15 protein-coding genes, 1 pseudogene and 1 riboswitch are annotated in these 16,655 nt (G+C 73.2%); of the genes and pseudogenes, 8 read left to right on the top strand and 8 right to left on the bottom strand.

What is annotated here, in order from left to right; all coding sequences use genetic code 11:
* Positions 1–43 precede the first annotated feature (43 nt).
* Both ABR737_RS22800 and ABR737_RS22795 read left to right on the top strand, forming a co-directional pair.
* Positions 44–301, top strand: a complete 258-nt coding sequence (locus tag ABR737_RS22800) for a hypothetical protein (protein WP_350251958.1) — start codon at positions 44–46, stop codon at positions 299–301.
* The gene (locus ABR737_RS22795) at positions 298–678 is read left to right on the top strand and encodes a PIN domain-containing protein (RefSeq protein WP_350251957.1); all 381 of its coding nucleotides are present in this window, start codon (positions 298–300) and stop codon (positions 676–678) included. Before ABR737_RS22800 ends, ABR737_RS22795 begins: the two co-directional genes overlap by 4 nt.
* 62 nt (positions 679–740) lie before the next feature.
* On the opposite strand, the gene ABR737_RS22790 is transcribed toward ABR737_RS22795, so the two are convergent.
* From ABR737_RS22790 to cobG, 3 genes are all read right to left on the bottom strand, one after another.
* Entirely contained in the window at positions 741–2,318 is a 1,578-nt protein-coding gene (locus ABR737_RS22790) for a precorrin-2 C(20)-methyltransferase (protein ID WP_350251956.1), read from the bottom strand.
* Complete coding sequence (locus tag ABR737_RS22785; protein WP_350251955.1) at positions 2,315–2,992, bottom strand: precorrin-8X methylmutase; 678 nt, start codon at positions 2,990–2,992, stop codon at positions 2,315–2,317. The genes ABR737_RS22790 and ABR737_RS22785 overlap by 4 nt, the downstream gene beginning before the upstream one ends.
* A gap of 109 nt (positions 2,993–3,101) precedes the next feature.
* Complete coding sequence (gene cobG, locus ABR737_RS22780) at positions 3,102–4,526, bottom strand: precorrin-3B synthase (RefSeq protein ID WP_350251954.1); 1,425 nt, start codon at positions 4,524–4,526, stop codon at positions 3,102–3,104.
* 282 nt (positions 4,527–4,808) lie between these two features.
* Positions 4,809–4,971, top strand: a riboswitch (cobalamin riboswitch).
* A gap of 37 nt (positions 4,972–5,008) precedes the next feature.
* On the opposite strand from cobG, the gene cobN reads away from it, so the two are divergent.
* A complete protein-coding gene (gene cobN, locus ABR737_RS22775; RefSeq protein WP_350251953.1) occupies positions 5,009–8,611 on the top strand; it encodes a cobaltochelatase subunit CobN in 3,603 nt (1,200 codons plus the stop codon).
* A gap of 259 nt (positions 8,612–8,870) precedes the next feature.
* Complete coding sequence (locus ABR737_RS22770) at positions 8,871–9,143, top strand: DUF1876 domain-containing protein (RefSeq protein ID WP_350251952.1); 273 nt, start codon at positions 8,871–8,873, stop codon at positions 9,141–9,143.
* Positions 9,144–9,200: 57 nt separating this feature from the next.
* Here the strand turns inward: ABR737_RS22770 and ABR737_RS22765 are convergent, their stop codons facing one another.
* From ABR737_RS22765 to ABR737_RS22750, 4 genes and pseudogenes are all read right to left on the bottom strand, one after another.
* Positions 9,201–10,529, bottom strand: coding sequence for an LCP family protein (locus tag ABR737_RS22765; protein WP_350256893.1), 1,329 nt, complete (start codon positions 10,527–10,529; stop codon positions 9,201–9,203).
* Positions 10,530–10,946: 417 nt separating this feature from the next.
* Entirely contained in the window at positions 10,947–11,126 is a 180-nt protein-coding gene (locus ABR737_RS22760; protein ID WP_350251951.1) for a hypothetical protein, read from the bottom strand.
* A 218-nt stretch (positions 11,127–11,344) separates the two neighbouring features.
* Positions 11,345–12,310: a M56 family metallopeptidase gene (locus ABR737_RS22755; protein ID WP_350251950.1), complete on the bottom strand. Its 966-nt coding sequence runs from the start codon at positions 12,308–12,310 to the stop codon at positions 11,345–11,347.
* Positions 12,311–12,586: 276 nt separating this feature from the next.
* Positions 12,587–12,991, bottom strand: a pseudogene (locus tag ABR737_RS22750) (BlaI/MecI/CopY family transcriptional regulator); the annotation flags it as partial.
* Positions 12,992–13,177: 186 nt separating this feature from the next.
* On the opposite strand from ABR737_RS22750, the gene ABR737_RS22745 reads away from it, so the two are divergent.
* The 4 genes from ABR737_RS22745 (at position 13,178) to ABR737_RS22730 (ending at position 15,844) form a co-directional block, all read left to right on the top strand.
* Positions 13,178–13,753: a TerD family protein gene (locus tag ABR737_RS22745; protein ID WP_350251949.1), complete on the top strand. Its 576-nt coding sequence runs from the start codon at positions 13,178–13,180 to the stop codon at positions 13,751–13,753.
* A gap of 368 nt (positions 13,754–14,121) precedes the next feature.
* On the top strand, positions 14,122–14,427 hold the full coding sequence (locus ABR737_RS22740; protein WP_350251948.1) for a hypothetical protein: 306 nt from the start codon (positions 14,122–14,124) through the stop codon (positions 14,425–14,427).
* Complete coding sequence (locus ABR737_RS22735; RefSeq protein ID WP_350251947.1) at positions 14,424–15,410, top strand: acyl-CoA desaturase; 987 nt, start codon at positions 14,424–14,426, stop codon at positions 15,408–15,410. Before ABR737_RS22740 ends, ABR737_RS22735 begins: the two co-directional genes overlap by 4 nt.
* Entirely contained in the window at positions 15,407–15,844 is a 438-nt protein-coding gene (locus tag ABR737_RS22730; protein ID WP_350251946.1) for a DUF5994 family protein, read from the top strand. The genes ABR737_RS22735 and ABR737_RS22730 overlap by 4 nt, the downstream gene beginning before the upstream one ends.
* Positions 15,845–15,979: 135 nt before the next feature.
* Here the strand turns inward: ABR737_RS22730 and ABR737_RS22725 are convergent, their stop codons facing one another.
* Positions 15,980–16,633, bottom strand: coding sequence for a LuxR C-terminal-related transcriptional regulator (locus ABR737_RS22725; protein WP_350251945.1), 654 nt, complete (start codon positions 16,631–16,633; stop codon positions 15,980–15,982).
* Positions 16,634–16,655 lie beyond the last annotated feature (22 nt).

Below are 16,655 nucleotides of genomic sequence, written 5' to 3'. Positions count from 1 at the left end.
GGGTACGTACCCGTACCCTAGTGGCATGGGAAGGAGCACAACGATGTCCGATGCCAATGTCCGTATCCCCGAGGAGGCCAAGGACCGGCTCGCCGCGATCGCGGCTGCCGAGGGGCTGTCGCTGCGGGCTTATCTGGCGCGCTTGGCGGAGACCATGCTGACCCCGGCCGAGCGTGCCGAGCGTGCGGAGAAGGCCCTTGCTGCACTGGAGAAGTGGAACGGGTATGCCCCGACCGCGGCACAGCAGCAGGATTTGGACAATGAGCTCGACCGGCGGCTGGCGCAGGTGACCGGCCGGTGAGCGATCCTTTGCACATCGTCCTGGACGACACCGCGATGACTGCGGCAGGCCAGGGCAACATCCTTGCCTCCCGCCTCATCCACCGTGCCCACGCCGAACCCGGCTGGTACCTCTACGCGCCGACGTGCGCGCTTGTCGAAGCCGACCGCGCACGGCCCGGCACGGCGGAACACCTTGCCGCCTTGCCTGGCATCACCGTCCTGGACCTGGACCTGCCCACCGCCTTGGCCATAGCGGGACAGGAGACGTGGGCCGCGGCCCACAGCCAGTACGCGGCCCAGCCCACGGCCGACCGTCCCGATGGAGCGATTGTCGCCACCACCGCCCCGAAGCGATGGCAGAGCGAACCGGTCCGCGTCCTGGACCTCAACGCCTGACCGCGTCCTAGCGAGGGCATGGTCGACCGGGGCCCCTGCCACAAGGCCCCGGCACTCCCGCCTCACCCCTCCGGATACCTCCGCGGCGTCCACACGACCTCCGTGCCGTCGTCGCGCCGTACCGCCTGGGTCTGGGACGAGCCGACGATCAGGAGGGTGCGCATGTCGACCTGGTGCGGGTCGAGGTCGGCCAAGCGCACCGTGCGGACGGACTCCTCGGGGCCGCCGATGTCGCGGGCGAGGATGACCGGGGTGTCGGGGGCGCGGTGTTCCAGGAGGAGTTCGCGGGCCTTGCCGACCTGCCAGGTGCGGCTGCGGGAGCCGGGGTTGTAGAGGGCGAGGGCCAGGTCGGCGGAGGCCGCCGCGTGGAGGCGTTCGGCGATGACTTCCCAGGGCTTGAGGCGGTCGGAGAGGGAGATGACCGCGTAGTCGTGGCCCAGCGGGGCGCCGGCGCGGGCGGCGGCGGCGTTGGCGGCGGTGACGCCCGGGAGGACCCGTACGGGGATCGCGCGGTACGGGTCCTGGGAGGCGACCTCCAGGACGGCGGTGGCCATGGCGAAGACGCCGGGGTCGCCGCCGGAGACCACGGCCACCCGGCGGCCGCGCCGGGCCAGGTCGAGGGCGAGTTCGGCGCGTTCGGACTCGACCTTGTTGTCGGAGGCGTGGCGGCGCTGGCCGGGGCGCAGCGGGACACGGTTCAGGTAGGTGGTGTAGCCGACGAGGTCTTCGGCGGCGGCGAGGGCGCCGCGGGACTCGGGGGTCAGCCAGAGGGGGCCGGCCGGGCCGGTGCCGACGACCACCACTTCGCCCGGACCGGAAGGCGCGGCGGCCTCGTCGGCCTCCGCACCGGGCGCGCTGTAGGACTGCTCGGCGATGCGGCTGGGGACGACCGCGACGGAGAAGTAGGGGACGGTGTCGGTGTCGATGCCGGCGAGCGTGCCGGTGCGCTCGCCGGACATCGTGGCGCGTTCGACGTACTGGGCCTCGGGAAGACGGCCGGAGCGTTCCATGGCGCGGCGGACGGTGGGGAAGGTGCGGCCCAGCTTCATGACGACGGCGGTGTCGGTCGAGGCCAGGCGGGCGGTCAGCTCCTCTTCCGGAAGCGTGCCGGGGAGGATCGTCAGGACCTCGTCGGCCTCGGCGAGCGGCTTGCCCAGGCGGGCCGCGGCGGCGCTGATGGAGGTGACGCCGGGGATGACCTCGGTCGGGTAGCGGTGCGCCAGCCGCTTGTGCATGTGCTGGTAGGAGCCGTAGAAGAGCGGGTCGCCCTCGGAGATGACGGCGACGGTGCGGCCGGCGTCGAGGTGGGCGGCGAGGCGGGCCGCCGCCGACTCGTAGAACTCGTCCAGCGCGCCCCGGTAGCCGCCGGGGTGGTCGGTCGACTCGGTGGTGACCGGGTAGACCAGCGCCTCCTCGATGTGGTCGGGGCGAAGGTGCGCGGCGGCGATGGAGCGCGCGATCGAGCGTCCGTGCCGGGCGCTGTGGTACGCGATGACGTCGGCGCCGGCGATGACCTCGACCGCCCGGACCGTCATGAGGGACGGGTCGCCGGGACCGAGGCCGACCCCGTAGAGCCGGCCCGGGCCGGCCGTCGCCGCGACGCTGCCGTCACCGGTTGCCTGCTGCTCGCTCACGCTCACTCTTCCTCGCTTGCCATGGCGTTGATCGCGGCCGCGGCCATGGCGCTGCCGCCACGGCGTCCGCGCACCACGAGGTGGTCCAGCTTCGACGGGTGGGCGATCAGCGCGTCCTTGGACTCGGCGGCGCCGATGAAGCCCACGGGTATGCCGATGACGGCGGCCGGGCGGGGCGCGCCTTCCTCGATCATTTCGAGGAACCGGAAGAGGGCGGTGGGGGCGTTGCCGAACGCGACCACGGCGCCTTCCATCCGGTCCCGCCACAGTTCCAGGGCCGCGGCGCTGCGGGTGGTCCCCGTACGGGCGGCCAGCTCGGGGACCGCGGGGTCGGTGAGCGTGCACAGCACGTCGTTGTTCGCCGGCAGCCGCTTACGGGTGACGCCGCTGGCGACCATATTGGCGTCGCAGAGGATCGGCGCACCGGCGCGCAGTGCCGCGCGGCCACGGGCCACCACCTCGGGGGTGAAGGCCAGATCGCGTACCAGGTCGACCATGCCGCAGGCGTGGATCATGCGGACCGTGACCTGGCTGACGTCGGCGGGCAGGCCGGCGAGGTCCGCCTCGGCGCGGATGGTGGCGAAGGACTGGCGGTAGATCGTCGCCCCGTCCTTCTCGTAGTCGAACGCGGTCACTCTGGCCTCGGGGGTGTCGGGTGCGGGAGGGCTCGGGCAGTTCATACGGCTTCGGGGCAGTTCACGGGACTTCGGGGTGGAGCAGGGGATTTGGGGTGCTGCAGGGCTTCGGGGTTCTGCGGGGCTTTTGGGTGGTGCGGGGCTTCGGGGTGACTCATGGGGCCGGGGGCGGGGACGTCGCGGTCCGTGTGGCTGTCGGTACGGCGGTCGGTGCGGCGGCATCCGGCTCCACCAGTGCTACCCGGTAGCCCTCCGCCGTGGCCAGTACGTCGACCCAGGTGCCGTGCGGGTGACCGCAGCGGCGTTCGCAGCCGGACCAGTAGACGGGGACGCCCGAGGGCGGGGAGCCGGTGGGCGCTTCGTCCGGGACGGTCGTGCCGGCGGCGACGGCGGCCGTGGCGTCGGCGCGTACGTCGGTACGGGACTTGGCGCAGCCGGGGCGGCCCGTACAGGCGCCGAGGCGGTGCCAGGGGGAGGCCGGGTCGGTGGTCAGACCGGCGGCGGTGAGCTCCGCCAGGCGGCGGGGTGCCGCGGCGGCCGGCAGTCCGGGCAGAACGATGCCGCGCCATGGGGTGAGGCGCAGTGCGCCGGAGCCGTCGCCGTCGGCGATCGCGGTCAGCAGCCGCCACTGCGCCACCGACAGCCGGCCCAGCGGCGCCAGGACGGAGAGCGCCCGGTTGCCGTCGGCGCCTTCGACGATGCCGGGGGCGGCGGAGTCCGCGTACGGCGGGGCAAAGGACGGCAGGTCGTTCGCCGGAGCGTACGGCGGGGAGGTGCGGGTGGCGGATGCGGGCGCTTCCGCCATGTACGCGGCCTCGATGCCCGCCGACCGCAGGGCCTCGGCGACGTCCCGGGCCCGCAGCGCGTGCCCGTCCGGGAGTTCGCGGACCCGCCAGGCGCCGCTGCCGCTCGCCGCGGCGGCGGTCAGGAAGGCCTCGGCGGCGGCGAGCGCGGCGCGCGGTGCGTCCGGGCCGGCGATCCGCAGCGCCGCCGGATCGTCGCCGATCCGCAGCAGGGCGCCGGCCGTCGGGCCGGTGCCGTTCCCGTCCGGTTCTGCGAGCAAGCTCACATCCCCGCCGAGCGCCGCCACATCGCCCCGTCCGTCGTCCAGAACGAACAGGAAACGGCCCGAGAGGGCGGTCGCGGGCTCGCTCGCGCAGAGCAGCGTGTCCAGCTCACGGGCCCACCGTCGCACGTCGGAAGGGGTGTGCCGGTCCAGTCCGGCCAGCGGCGAGGCGAGGATGTTGCGGATGCGTTCATGGCGTTCGGAGGGCAGCAGACCGGCGTCGCGCAGCAGCGCGGCGAGGCGGCCGCCGCAGTCCTCCGCAAGGCCGCGGAGCTCGGCGTTGCCGCGGGAGGTGAGGGAGAGATGACCGTCACCGAGTGAGTCAGCGGCGTCGGCCAGGGCAGTTGCCTGACGCACCGTCAAATCTCCGGCGGGCAGCCGGATGCGGGCGAGGTGACCGTCGGCGGCCTGGTGCAGTCGCAGCGCTCCCGGGCAGGCGTCACCGCGGTCGCGCAGCGGCGGTGCGGCGGCCTGGGACCGTGTCGAGGGGGAGGGCGGCATGGCGGCGAGCATACCCACGAGGGTGGGCGCCGATCCGGCCCGGATCCGGCCGGGCACCCGGCCTGCTGCCTGCCCGTCGGCCGGTCCGCCGCGTGCCCGTCCCCGTGCCCGCGCGTGCCCGTCCCCCCGGCCCGCCGTGTGCCAGTCCGCCGTCCCTCCGTGTGCCCGTCCGCCGGTCCGTCGCCTGCCCGTCGCCCCGTCCGCCGCACGCCCGTCCCCCGTCCCGCAGCGGGCCCGCGCCTTGGTCCCGCCGCAGCCCGTTCCCAGGCCCGCTTACCTGGCACGGCCACAGCCTTTACCATTCAGGTCGGTGGGTCGGCTGACCCGCCGGACGCCAGCGACGGCGCAGGGGCTGCGGCCCCGGGGAGGAAGCCCGGTGAGAATCCGGCGCGGTCCCGCCACTGTGAACCCGGCAGCTGCCGGGCGAGCCAGGAACTCCCGCCGTCCTTACGACCACCCGGGGCGCGGACACCCCGAGGAAGGCCTGCGCTCGCATGCTTCTGCTGCTGTCGACCTCCGACACCGACCTGCTCAGTGCCCGCGCGGCCACGGGCCCCGTGCCGTACCGGCTCGCCAACCCCGCCCGTCTCGACGTCGCCGAGCTGCCCGCCCTGCTGGAGGGCTGTGACCTCGTCGTCGTGCGCCTCCTCGGCGGCATCCGCGCCTGGGAGGAGGGCCTGGAGGTGCTGCTCGCCGAGGACCAGCACCGGCCGGTCGTCGTCCTCACCGGCGAACAGGCCCCTGACGCCCAGCTCATGGAGCAGTCGACGGTCCCGGTCGGCATCGCGGCCGAGGCGCACGCCTACCTCGCGCACGGCGGGCCCGCCAACCTCGACCAGCTCGCCCGCTTCCTGTCCGACACGGTGCTGCTGACCGGCCACGGCTTCGAGCCGCCGGAGCCCGCCCCGTCCTGGGGCCCGCTGCCGTGGGAGGCCCGCAACGAGACCGGCCCGCTGATCGCCGTGCTCTACTACCGCGCGCACCACATGAGCGGGAACACCGGCTTCGTACGGACCCTGTGCGAGCAGATCGAGGCGGCGGGCGGCCGGGCCCGCCCGCTGTTCGTCGCCTCCCTCCGCGCCCCCGAGCCGGAGCTGATCGAGGAGCTGCGGACCGCCGACGCCCTGGTCACCACGGTCCTCGCGGCGGGTGGCAGCAAGCCCGCCGAGGCGTCCGCCGGGGGCGACGACGAGTCGTGGGACGCGGGCGCGCTGGCCGCGCTCGACGTACCGATCCTGCAGGCCCTGTGCCTGACCGGGCCGCGCAGCGTCTGGGAGGAGAACGACGAGGGCCTGTCGCCGCTGGACGCCGCCTCGCAGATCGCCGTCCCCGAGTTCGACGGCCGGCTGATCACCGTCCCGTTCTCCTTCAAGGAGGTCGACGAGGACGGCCTGCCGGTGTACGTCGCCGACCCCGAGCGCGCCGCCCGGGTCGCCGGGATCGCCGTCCGGCACGCCCGGCTGCGCCACATCCCGGCCGCGGACAAGCGCCTGGCCCTGGTGCTGTCGGCGTACCCGACCAAGCACTCCCGGATCGGCAACGCGGTCGGCCTGGACACCCCGGCCAGCGCCGTGGCCCTGCTGCGCCGCCTGCGGGCGGACGGCTACGACTTCGGCACCGAAGAGGTGCCCGGTCTCGCCTCCGGCGACGGCGACGAGCTGATCTACGCCCTCATCGAGGCCGGCGGCCACGACCAGGAATGGCTCACCGAGGAACAGCTCGCCCGCAACCCCGTCCGCATCCCGGCCGCCGACTACAAGCGCTGGTACGCCACGCTCCCGCAGGAACTCCGGGACTCGGTCGAGGAGCACTGGGGGCCGCCGCCCGGCGAGATGTTCGTCGACCGGAGCCGCAACCCCGACGGCGACATCGTGCTGGCCGCCCTGCTCCGCGGCAACCTCCTCATCCTCATCCAGCCGCCGCGCGGCTTCGGCGAGAACCCGATCGCGATCTACCACGACCCCGATCTGCCGCCCTCGCACCACTACTTGGCGGCGTACCGCTGGATCGCGGCCTCGGCCGACGACGGCGGGTTCGGCGCGGACGCCATGGTCCACCTGGGCAAGCACGGCAACCTGGAGTGGCTGCCCGGCAAGAACGCCGGACTGTCCGCGGCCTGCGGCCCGGACGCCGCCCTCGGCGACCTCCCGCTCGTCTACCCGTTCCTGGTCAACGACCCCGGCGAGGGCACCCAGGCCAAGCGCCGGGTCCACGCCACCCTCGTCGACCACCTCGTCCCGCCGATGGCCCGCGCCGAGTCGTACGGCGACATCGCGCGCCTGGAGCAGCTGCTCGACGAGTACGCGGCGATCTCCGCCATGGACCCGGCCAAGCTGCCCGCGATCCGCGCCCAGATCTGGACGCTGATCCAGGCCGCCAAGCTCGACCACGACCTGGGCCTGGAGGCCCGCCCCGACGACGACGGCTTCGACGACTTCCTGCTGCACGTCGACGGCTGGCTGTGCGAGGTCAAGGACGCCCAGATCCGCGACGGGCTGCACGTCCTGGGCGGCGCCCCGGCCGGTGAGGCACGCGTCAACCTCGTCCTCTCCATCCTCCGCGCCCGCCAGATCTGGGGCGGCACCTCCGCCCTGCCCGGTCTGCGGGAGGCGCTCGGCCTCGACGAGTCGGCGGCCACCCGGACGACCGCCGACGCGGCCGAGGAGACCGCCCGCGGTCTGGTCCAGGCGATGGAGGACGCGGACTGGGACCCGGCGGCGGTGCCCGGCGTCGCCGAAGGCCACCCGTCCGCGGTCGCCGACATCCTCGACTTCGCCGCCCGCCAGGTCGTCCCGCGCCTCGCCGCCACCACCGACGAGATCGACCACGCGGTGCACGCCCTCAACGGCGGTTTCGTCCCGGCCGGGCCTTCGGGATCCCCGCTGCGCGGCCTGGTCAACGTCCTGCCGACGGGCCGGAACTTCTACTCCGTCGACCCCAAGGCCGTCCCCTCCCGTCTCGCCTGGGAGACCGGCCAGGCCCTCGCCGACTCCCTGCTGGAGCGCTACCGCGACGACAACGGCGACTGGCCGCAGTCGGTCGGCCTGTCGCTGTGGGGCACCAGCGCGATGCGGACCAGCGGCGACGATGTGGCCGAGGCCCTGGCCCTGCTGGGGGTCCGCCCCGTATGGGACGACGCCTCGCGCCGGGTCAACGGCCTGGAGCCGGTCGGCCTCGCCGAGCTCGGCCGTCCCCGCATCGATGTCACCCTGCGCATCTCCGGCTTCTTCCGTGATGCGTTCCCGCACGTCATCGGCCTGCTAGACGACGCCGTACGGCTGGTCGCCGGGCTGGACGAGCCCGCGGAGTCCAACTTCGTCCGCGCCCACGCCCAGGCCGACCTGGCCGAGCACGGTGACGAGCGGCGCGCCACCACCCGCATCTTCGGCTCCCGCCCGGGGACGTACGGCGCGGGCCTGCTCCAGCTGATCGACTCCCGCGACTGGCGCACCGACGCCGACCTCGCCGAGGTCTACACCGTCTGGGGCGGTTACGCGTACGGCCGCGGTCTCGAAGGCCGCCCGGCCCGGGACGAGATGGAGACCGCCTACAAGCGCATCGCGGTCGCCGCCAAGAACACCGACACCCGCGAGCACGACATCGCGGACTCCGACGACTACTTCCAGTACCACGGCGGCATGGTCGCCACCGTCAAGGCGCTCAAGGGCAAGGCCCCCGAGGCATACATCGGTGACTCCACCCGTCCCGAGACGGTCCGCACCCGCACCCTGGTCGAGGAGACCTCCCGGGTCTTCCGCGCCCGGGTGGTCAACCCCCGCTGGATCGAGGCGATGCGCCGCCACGGCTACAAGGGCGCCTTCGAACTCGCCGCGACCGTGGACTACTTGTTCGGCTACGACGCCACCACGGGCGTGGTCGCCGACTGGATGTACGACAAGCTCGCCCAGACCTACGTCCTCGACCCCGAGAACCGCGACTTCCTCCAGGAAGCCAACCCCTGGGCCCTGCACGGCATCGCCGAACGCCTCCTGGAGGCGGAGTCCCGCGGCATGTGGGAGAAGCCGGACGCCGAGACGCTGGCGGCGCTGCGGCAGGCGTTCCTGGAGACCGAGGGGGAGCTGGAGGGGGAGGACTGACGGACGCGGCGCGGGGGCGCCGCCGCACTGCCCGGGCCCGTCTGATGCTGCGGTATCAGGCGGGCTTCGTGGTGCCGGCTCTCCGCTCCGCCTTCGTGGTGCGCCGGCTCACCGCCCGGCGGTGCTGTCTCCCGGCTCCACGGTGCTGTCCCCGGCCTCACGGTGACGCTCCGCCCCGGGTGCGGCCCGCGGACGCCGGTGCGAGGATTTTTGTGGGGGCGGTGGCTGCGCTGCCCCCGGGCCGACGAGGAGGCTTCCGGTGACCGGCACGAAGACATGGAACGCCGAGATCAGCATCAGCGAGACCGACAACGAGGTCCGGGCCGAAGCCAGGCTGCGGGGCAAGGAGGGCGGGCAGATGGTCGGCCAGGGGGAGGCCCGCTGTAACCCCGCCGACGAGAACGTCCCGGCCATCGGGGACGAGCTGGCGGTGTCACGGGCGATGTCGGACCTCAGCCATCAGCTGCTGCAGCGCGCCGCGCACGACATCGAGGTGCACACGGCCCGGCCGGTGGAACGCCTGCGCGCCTGAATCCCGCGCGCGACGAACGCTGATCTCAGGGCATCTCCGGCGCGACGAGCGCTGATCTCAGGGCATCTCCGCCGGGAAGTCCGGCCCGATCGTCAGCGTCACCGCGCCCGGTGCCGCCCCGGCCGACTCCGTGGCCTTGGTGCCGGGGAGGCGGGAGGACAGCACCTCGCTCTGTGTCTTGAGCGCGGCCGGGTAGCTGACGGTGGTCTTGTCCGTCGCCGGGGCGTTGCCGGTGCCGACGACCGTGAAGCCGAGCTTGCGCAGCTGGTCGGCGGCGGAGGCGGCCCGGCCGGGTGCGCCGGTGCCGTTGAGGACGCGGACCTGCACGGCGTGGGCGGTCACCGGGTTCTTTGCGGCCTCGGCGAGCTTCTGTTTTCCGGCGGCACCGATCTCGCGGTCGTGCGCCAGGTCGCTGAAGAGCCGGCCGGCCTGCGGGTACTGCCAGACGACATTGGCCTTGTCGGTGGGGACGTCGGCCTCGCGGTAGTAGTTGGGGACGGTCAGGAAGGTGAGGCGGTCGGTGGGGATGTCCTTGACGGTCGCGGCCAGGTCGTAGAGCGGCTTGATACCGGCCAGGTCGTTGTCGGTGGTCAGGGACTTGGTGGCCGAGTTCAGGAAGTCGTAGAGCTCGCCGGGGCTGGTGAGCTTGGACTGGGCCTTGGCGCCCAGGGCCTTCATGAATTCCTGCTGGCGGCCGATGCGGCCGAGGTCGGAGCCGTCGCCGACGCTGTAGCGGGTGCGGACGTAGCCGAGCGCCTTCTCGTCCCGGACGTTCTGGCAGCCCGCCCCCATGTCGAGATGGGCCTTCTTGTCGTGGATGGCGTGCTTGGGGCAGACCTCTATGCCGCCCAGCGCGTTGACCATGCCCTTGAAGCCCTGGAAGTCGACCGAGGTGAAGTGGTCGATGCGCAGTCCGGTGTTCTTCTCGACGGTCTTGATGGTGCAGGCCGCGGCCTTGCGGATGTCGCCGGAGTCGCCGCCGATCGAGAACGCCTCGTTGATCTTGAAGTGGTGCGGGGACGACTTCGAACCGTTGCCCCGGGTACAGGCGGGGATCTGCACCCAGGAGTCCCGGGGGAAGGACAGCGCGGTGGCCCACTTACGGTCGGCGGCGATGTGCAGCACCATCAGCGTGTCCGACTGCATGGTGGTGAGGTTCTTGCCGTACTTGGCGTTGGCACCCGCGCGGCTGTCGGAGCCGACGACCAGGATGTTCTTGGAGCCGGGGCTGAGGTTGACCGGCCGGGCGCCGTCGACGCCGATGTCCACACCGTGGATATTGCCGTCCAGGTGCTGGTAGACCCACGCGCCGACGCCGGCCGTGCCGAGCAGCAGCACGCCGAGCACGCCACCGGTCCAGGCGAGGATGCGGCCGCGGCGGGTCATCCGCAGCTTGCCCGTACCGCCCGCGGAACCGGAGCCGTCGCCGCTGGTACGGGACCGTCTGCTGGTGGTACGCGTGTTTCCGCCGCTGGTACGCGACGTTCCGCCGGTGCCACGGGACGTTCCGGATGCGCCGCCGGTGCCCCGCCGGGCCGTCTGCTGGTGCGTCTGCCTGTCATGCACGCCGATGGCCCTTCTGGTCCTTCTGATACTGGTGAGGCGAGCGGTGCTCTAGGGGAGAGGGCGCGGCAGCGGCGGCCGAGGGGGCCGGCTGTGGCGTCAGGGGCCGCTGTGCCGACAGCGCCAACGGTGTCGGCAGTGGCGATGGTTTCGGCAGCGCTGGCTGCGTCGGCAGTGCTGAAGGTGCCGTCAGCGCCGAAAGTGCCGTCAGCGTCGGCCGTGGCGGCAGGTGAGGACGGGTCAGGTGCCGGTGCTGGGCAGCAGCAGTATGGACTCGGGGTCGTACCGCAGCCACTGCGGACACGCGCTTGCGCTGCCGGGCAGGGTGCGCAGCCGGCACCACAACTCGCCCGCGCCGTCCGTCCACCAGGCGTTGATCCGGCCCAATGTCCATTTGCCGTCCGGGTATTGGACCTCCACCGGCTGATAAACCCATCGCACCTCCGCCTCTGGAGGCGGGCAGTCCCAGGTCAGGAGTCCGCACCTCGTTGCCATCTCCCCCTCCGGCCGCGCCTGTTGCGCATGGTGCGCGCCACTCTACCGGGAAGGTCTACAGCGTTGTAGAAGTTACCGGTACGGGATCCGCGCAGCGCGGGTGCGCCGTGCGGGCCCCGTGAGGGTCAAGGGTCAGTGTGCCCCTAGAGGGGCGTTGCCGCCTTCAGAACAACGAACAGCGCTACCGCGGCGTTGAGCGCGGAGACGGCGGAGGCGGCCGTGCCCGCCGCGGCAACCAGGGCCGCCAGACCGGCCGGGGTCAGCGCCGGCGGCCAGTGGCGGGCCGGCGGCACGGGCCCGAGCAGCGCCACCACCCGGCGCGGCACCGGCCCCGGTTCGGGCGCCGCGAAGTGCGCCAGCCCCGGTTCCGGTGCGGACCGGGTGACCAGCGCCGCCTTGCCCACCGCACGCGCGGTCAGCCGCCGGTCGCCGACCACCTGCGCCGCCTCCTCGTCCGCCCAGCGCTCGGTGGCGAAGGCGACCGCGGAACGCAGCGGCAGCAGCAGCGGGTTGACGCAGCCGGCCAGGCGTACGGCGAGCAGATAGCGGTGGTGGCGGCAGCGCAGATGGGCGTGCTCATGGGCGAACAGGGCCCGCCGCTCGTCGCCGTCCAGGCTGCGCAGCATCCCGCGGGAGACCGCGACCCGGCCGGGCCGGGCGGGCCGTCCGGGGCGGGCCGGGGTGCCGGGCACGGCGTAGGCATAGGGCTCGTCGTCCGGCAGCACCGCGGGATCGGCACCAACCGGCAGTCCGTCCAGCGCACGGTGGGTACGGGCCCGGATACGGCGGTGCCGGCGCAGCGCCGCGCCGCACACGGTGAGCGCGGCGGCCAGCAGGGGCATCGCGGCGACGCCCGCGACCTCGGCGAACGGGACCGCGGCCCGCACCTGCGGGTCCGACCAGCCGTCGGGCAGCGGATTGCCACGGAGTTGGGCGGTGCCGACGACCACCAGCAGGGCCAGGCACAGCGTGCTGCAGAGGCCGAGGACCGCGGCGAGCAGGGTCAGCAGGCGGGTGGTGGCGCGGGGGTGGAGGTGCTGCTCCGCGAGCCGGGCGATCGGCAGGGCGGTGAGCGGCAGGACGAGCGGCAGGAACACGAAGACGCCCACCGGTCAGCCTCCGCGCGCTTCGTCCGAGGGGTGGTGCCGGCCGGGGGCCGGGGGCATGGGCGGGGCCAGCGGCGGGGACGGGGCCGCGCCGGGCTCCTCGGCGGGGGCCGGGCCGTTGGCGGGTGGGGGGCTGCCGGCGGTGGTGGGGGTGCCGGTCCTCGTGGGGCCATCGGTCGTCGCGGGGCTGTCGGCTGTCGTGGGGGTGCTGGTCGCCGCGAGGCCATCGGTCCGCGTGGGGCCATCGGTCCGCGTGGGGCCATCGGTTGTCGTGGGGCCGTCGGCCGCGTCGCGGTCGAGGAGGGTGCGCAGCAATTGCTCGTCGTGGGTGGAGAGCGCGGAGACAAAGCTGGTCAGTACGGCGTCCCGGTCCGGTTCGCCGTCCAGGACGCGGCGCATCCGCAGTGCGGCGAGCCCGGCCTCGTCGGCGGCCGGGGTCCAGAGGTAGGCACGGCCGGACCGCTCGCGGGTGACGGCCTGCTTGGCGTGCAGCCGGGAGAGGATCGTCATCACGGTCGTATAGGCGAGGTCGTCGCCGAGCCGTTCCTGTACCCAGGCGGCGGTGGCCGGCCCCGGCGCGTGGTGCAGCGCGGCCAGCACCTGGGCCTCCAGCTGGCCCTGCCCCCGCCTGCGGGCGCGCTCCCGTCCGGCGCCGCCGAAGTTGCCAAAGGCCTTGCCGCCCATGCCGTCGCCTCCCGTCGCTCCGGGTGTCCCGCTGGCCGGGACGTCGGGGCATCTTACTGAGCGGCCGGATCCGGGCGGTGGCCCGCTCGTACCGTCGCCGGACGCCACGGATTCCGGCCGCTTACTTCTACACTCCTGTAGATTTTGAGGCTCACCCGGAATGCAGGCAACACCTGGAGGGAAGCCATGGGAGTCTCGCTGGCCAAGGGCGGCAACGTCTCGCTGTCGAAGGAAGCGCCCGGACTGACCGCGGTCACGGTCGGCCTCGGCTGGGACGTGCGGACGACGACGGGCGCGGACTACGACCTGGATGCCAGCGCGCTGCTGTGCACCGAGGCGGGCAAGGTCGTCTCCGACGCCCACTTCGTCTTCTACAACAACCTCACCAGCCCCGATGGCTCGGTGCGGCACACCGGTGACAACCTGACCGGCGAGGGCGAGGGGGACGACGAGTCCGTCGAGGTCACGCTGTCCACGGTGCCCGCCGAGGTCGCAAAGATCGTCTTCCCGGTCTCCATCCACGACGCCGAGAGCCGGGGACAGAGTTTCGGCCAGGTCCGCAACGCCTTCATCCGCGTCGTCAACCAGGCGGACGGGGCGGAGCTGGCCCGCTACGACCTGAGCGAGGACGCGTCGACCGAGACCGCGATGGTCTTCGGTGAGCTCTACCGGAGCGGCGCGGAGTGGAAATTCCGCGCCGTGGGCCAGGGGTACGCATCCGGCCTGGCGGGCATCGCGGCGGACTTCGGCGTCAACGTCTGAGCCGCTGACTTCGCTGCCGGGGGAGGTCCGGGACGGGAGCGGCGGGCTGCGAGATCTATTGCTTTGTGGAGTTCGCCCTCGCCCTTCGCCCTGGCCCTGGTTCTGGCCCTCGCCCCGGGTGGCGCCACCCGGGGCACGGCAGGCCCGCCGCCTCGCCTCACCTCTCCCCGACTCTCTCCCCTCCTCCCTCCTCTCCGTCGCCGCACTCCCTCCCACCCATAACCCCGCACAACGGGAGGTACCGGGCCTCCGCGGGGTACCTTGGAAGCACCGCAACGCCGAAGGATGCCGAGGGCGCCGAGGGCGCCGAGGGCGCCTGGGGACGCCCAGGGAGCCCGGGGAAGCGCGCATTCGGTGAGGTGAGCACCATGCAGACTCTGTGGACCGTGATCGTGCTGCTGGCGCTGGTCGCGCTGGGGGCGCTGTTGATCGCCCGGGTCAATGCCCAGGGAATCGGACGGATGGCCCCCCACCGTTACGCGGACTGGAAGCAGTCGCTGCGGGACCGGAAGCACAAGCAGCCGCACGACGAGGCCCACCCCGGACCAGAGGTTGCCGGACCGCCAGTGGCCGGACCGCCAGTGGCCGGGCCGCCGGTTGCCGGACCGCAGGTGGCCGAACCGCCGCAGGCCGGACCGCCGGCGCCACCGGACAAGGCAGGTGGCGACCCGTGACGTCCACGGCCCGAGGCGACCCGTCGGCAAGGAACTACGACGGGACCTCCCCGTTCCCCGACAGCGGCACCGAGCCCCCGCCGACCCCCGGCCGCCGGATGTACGTCACGGTGACCGCCCTCATCGTCATCGCCCCCTTCGTCGGCCTGGCCGTCGCCATCCCGCTCCTCTGGGGCAGCGCCGTCCACCTCACCGACCTCGTTCTGCTGGCCGTCTTCTACGTCATCAGCGGCCTGGGCGTCACCGTCGGCTTCCACCGCGGCCTCACCCACGGCAGCTATACCGCCACCCCCGCACTGCGTGTCGCGCTCGCCCTCGCGGGCTCGCTCAGCTTCCAAGGCGATGTCATCGACTGGGTCGCCACCCACCGTCGCCACCACGCCTACACCGACCGGCCCGGCGATCCGCACTCCCCCTACCGCTACGGCACCAGCCTGCGCGGTCAGCTGCGCGGACTGGTGCACTCGCACGTCGGCTGGCTGTTCGGCAACGACCCCACCTCGCACCGGCGCTTTGCGCCCGATCTGCTCGCCGACCCCGGGATCCGCGCGGTCGACCGGGCGTTCCCGCTGCTGTGTCTGCTCACCCTCGCCCTGCCGTTCGGGCTGGGCTGGGCGCTCGGCGGCTCCTGGGTCACCGCGCTGACCGCCCTGCTGTGGGCCGGGTTCATCCGGATCGCGCTGCTGCACCACGTCACCTGGAGCGTCAATTCGCTCTGCCACGTGATCGGGGAGCGGCCGTTCCGCACCCGGCGCCACGACCGGGCGACCAACCTGTGGCCCCTGGCCCTGCTGTCGTTCGGTGAGAGCTGGCACAACCTGCACCACGCCGACCCGACCTGCGCCCGGCACGGCGTCGACCGCGGTCAGCTCGATGTGTCCGCCGCCGTCATCCGGCTCTTCGAACGTCTCGGCTGGGTCCGGGACGTGCGTTGGCCCGACCCGGCACGGGTGGCGGACCGCCGCGTCAGGAGCACCGTATGACCACCGCCGGGGATCCCCATTCAGCCCCTCCCCTGCACCATGCGCATCACGCGCCGCCCCTCGTCGCCCGACTGACCATCGCCCCGCACACCGATACGGTGCGGTGCATCGACGGCGTCTGGTGGCCCCACTCGGCCGACCTGCTGGCCGAACTCCCCGAGCTGCTGGCCGCGCTCCCCTTCGACTGGCCCCGGATCACCCACGCCACGGTGAACGGCGCGCCCTGGTCCGCTCTCCCCGCCCATACCCTCGTCGAAGGCCATGTCGTCCGCCTGCGCAGAACCACCGGCCGTCCCGGCCCCGACACCATCTGCCTGGTCTCCCCCGGTCACGGCCGCTGGGACCTGCTGATCATCCCGCCCGGCACCCCCGAGCCGGAGGCCGTTCGCATGATGGCGGAGATGGCACGCACGGGGGAGCTGACACCGGTCTGAACGGGGCGACTCGGGGGAGTCAACGGACAGTCGGCTGCGGCCGTTTCACGTGAAACGACCGCTGCGCCCGAGGGCGAGGCCTACGCCCGAGGCCGGCACCGCACCACCCGATACCGAGGCCGCGCCGGGGCGCCGCTAGCCGAGAATCCCCCGGTCATACGCCACGGCCACCGCTGCGGCCCGGTCCTTGACACCCAACTTGCCGTAGATATGCGTCAGATGGGTCTTGACCGTCGCCTCGCTGATGAACAGCACGGCGGCGATCTCACGGTTCGAGGTGCCCTTGGCGACCAGCCCCAGGACCTCGCGCTCGCGGGCGCTGAGCGGTTCCTTGCCCGGTGACCTGACCCGTGAGACCAGACGGGAGGCGACCGCGGGCGAGAGCACCGTACGGCCCTCGGCCGCCGCACGGACGGCCGTGAACAGTTCCTCGCGAGGGGTGTCCTTGAGGAGATAGCCGGTGGCACCGGCCTCGATCGCCGGGAGGGTGTCGGAGTCGGTGTCGTAGGTCGTGAGCACCAGCACCTGGCAGCGCGGTGCCCGGCGCGCCAGCTCGGTGATGGCCGCGACCCCGCCGCCGCCCGGCATCCGCAGATCCATCAGGACCACATCGGGGTCAAGGCGGACGGCGAGCTCACCCTCGATGCATTCGACGGTCGTCGTCTTGCCGGCGCCGTTCGGGCCGAGGACGCCGAAGATCTCTCCCTCTTCCACGGCGAAGGAGACCTCGTTGACCACGGCCCGGCCCCCGTAGACCTTGCGCAGCCCGGTGACTTCGATGATTGCCATAACCCGAGAATCCGCCCGGCGC

The organism is Streptomyces sp. Edi2 (assembly GCF_040253635.1).
Lineage (GTDB): Bacteria > Actinomycetota > Actinomycetes > Streptomycetales > Streptomycetaceae > Streptomyces.
The sequence above is the reverse complement of the archived record's forward strand: the minus strand, read 5'-3'. Positions and strand labels throughout refer to the sequence as shown.

What these genes read in the sequence shown, in the direction of transcription:
- ABR737_RS22785 (WP_350251955.1), bottom strand. Translation starts at nt 2,992, where the DNA reads ATGAACTGCCCGAGCCCTCCCGCACCCGACACCCCCGAGGCCAGAGTG.
- ABR737_RS22730 (WP_350251946.1), top strand. Translation starts at nt 15,407, where the DNA reads ATGACCACCGCCGGGGATCCCCATTCAGCCCCTCCCCTGCACCATGCG.
- ABR737_RS22800 (WP_350251958.1), top strand. Translation starts at nt 44, where the DNA reads ATGTCCGATGCCAATGTCCGTATCCCCGAGGAGGCCAAGGACCGGCTC.
- ABR737_RS22765 (WP_350256893.1), bottom strand. Translation starts at nt 10,529, where the DNA reads ATGACCCGCCGCGGCCGCATCCTCGCCTGGACCGGTGGCGTGCTCGGC.
- cobG (WP_350251954.1), bottom strand. Translation starts at nt 4,526, where the DNA reads ATGCTCGCCGCCATGCCGCCCTCCCCCTCGACACGGTCCCAGGCCGCC.
- ABR737_RS22725 (WP_350251945.1), bottom strand. Translation starts at nt 16,633, where the DNA reads ATGGCAATCATCGAAGTCACCGGGCTGCGCAAGGTCTACGGGGGCCGG.
- ABR737_RS22745 (WP_350251949.1), top strand. Translation starts at nt 13,178, where the DNA reads ATGGGAGTCTCGCTGGCCAAGGGCGGCAACGTCTCGCTGTCGAAGGAA.
- ABR737_RS22740 (WP_350251948.1), top strand. Translation starts at nt 14,122, where the DNA reads ATGCAGACTCTGTGGACCGTGATCGTGCTGCTGGCGCTGGTCGCGCTG.
- cobN (WP_350251953.1), top strand. Translation starts at nt 5,009, where the DNA reads ATGCTTCTGCTGCTGTCGACCTCCGACACCGACCTGCTCAGTGCCCGC.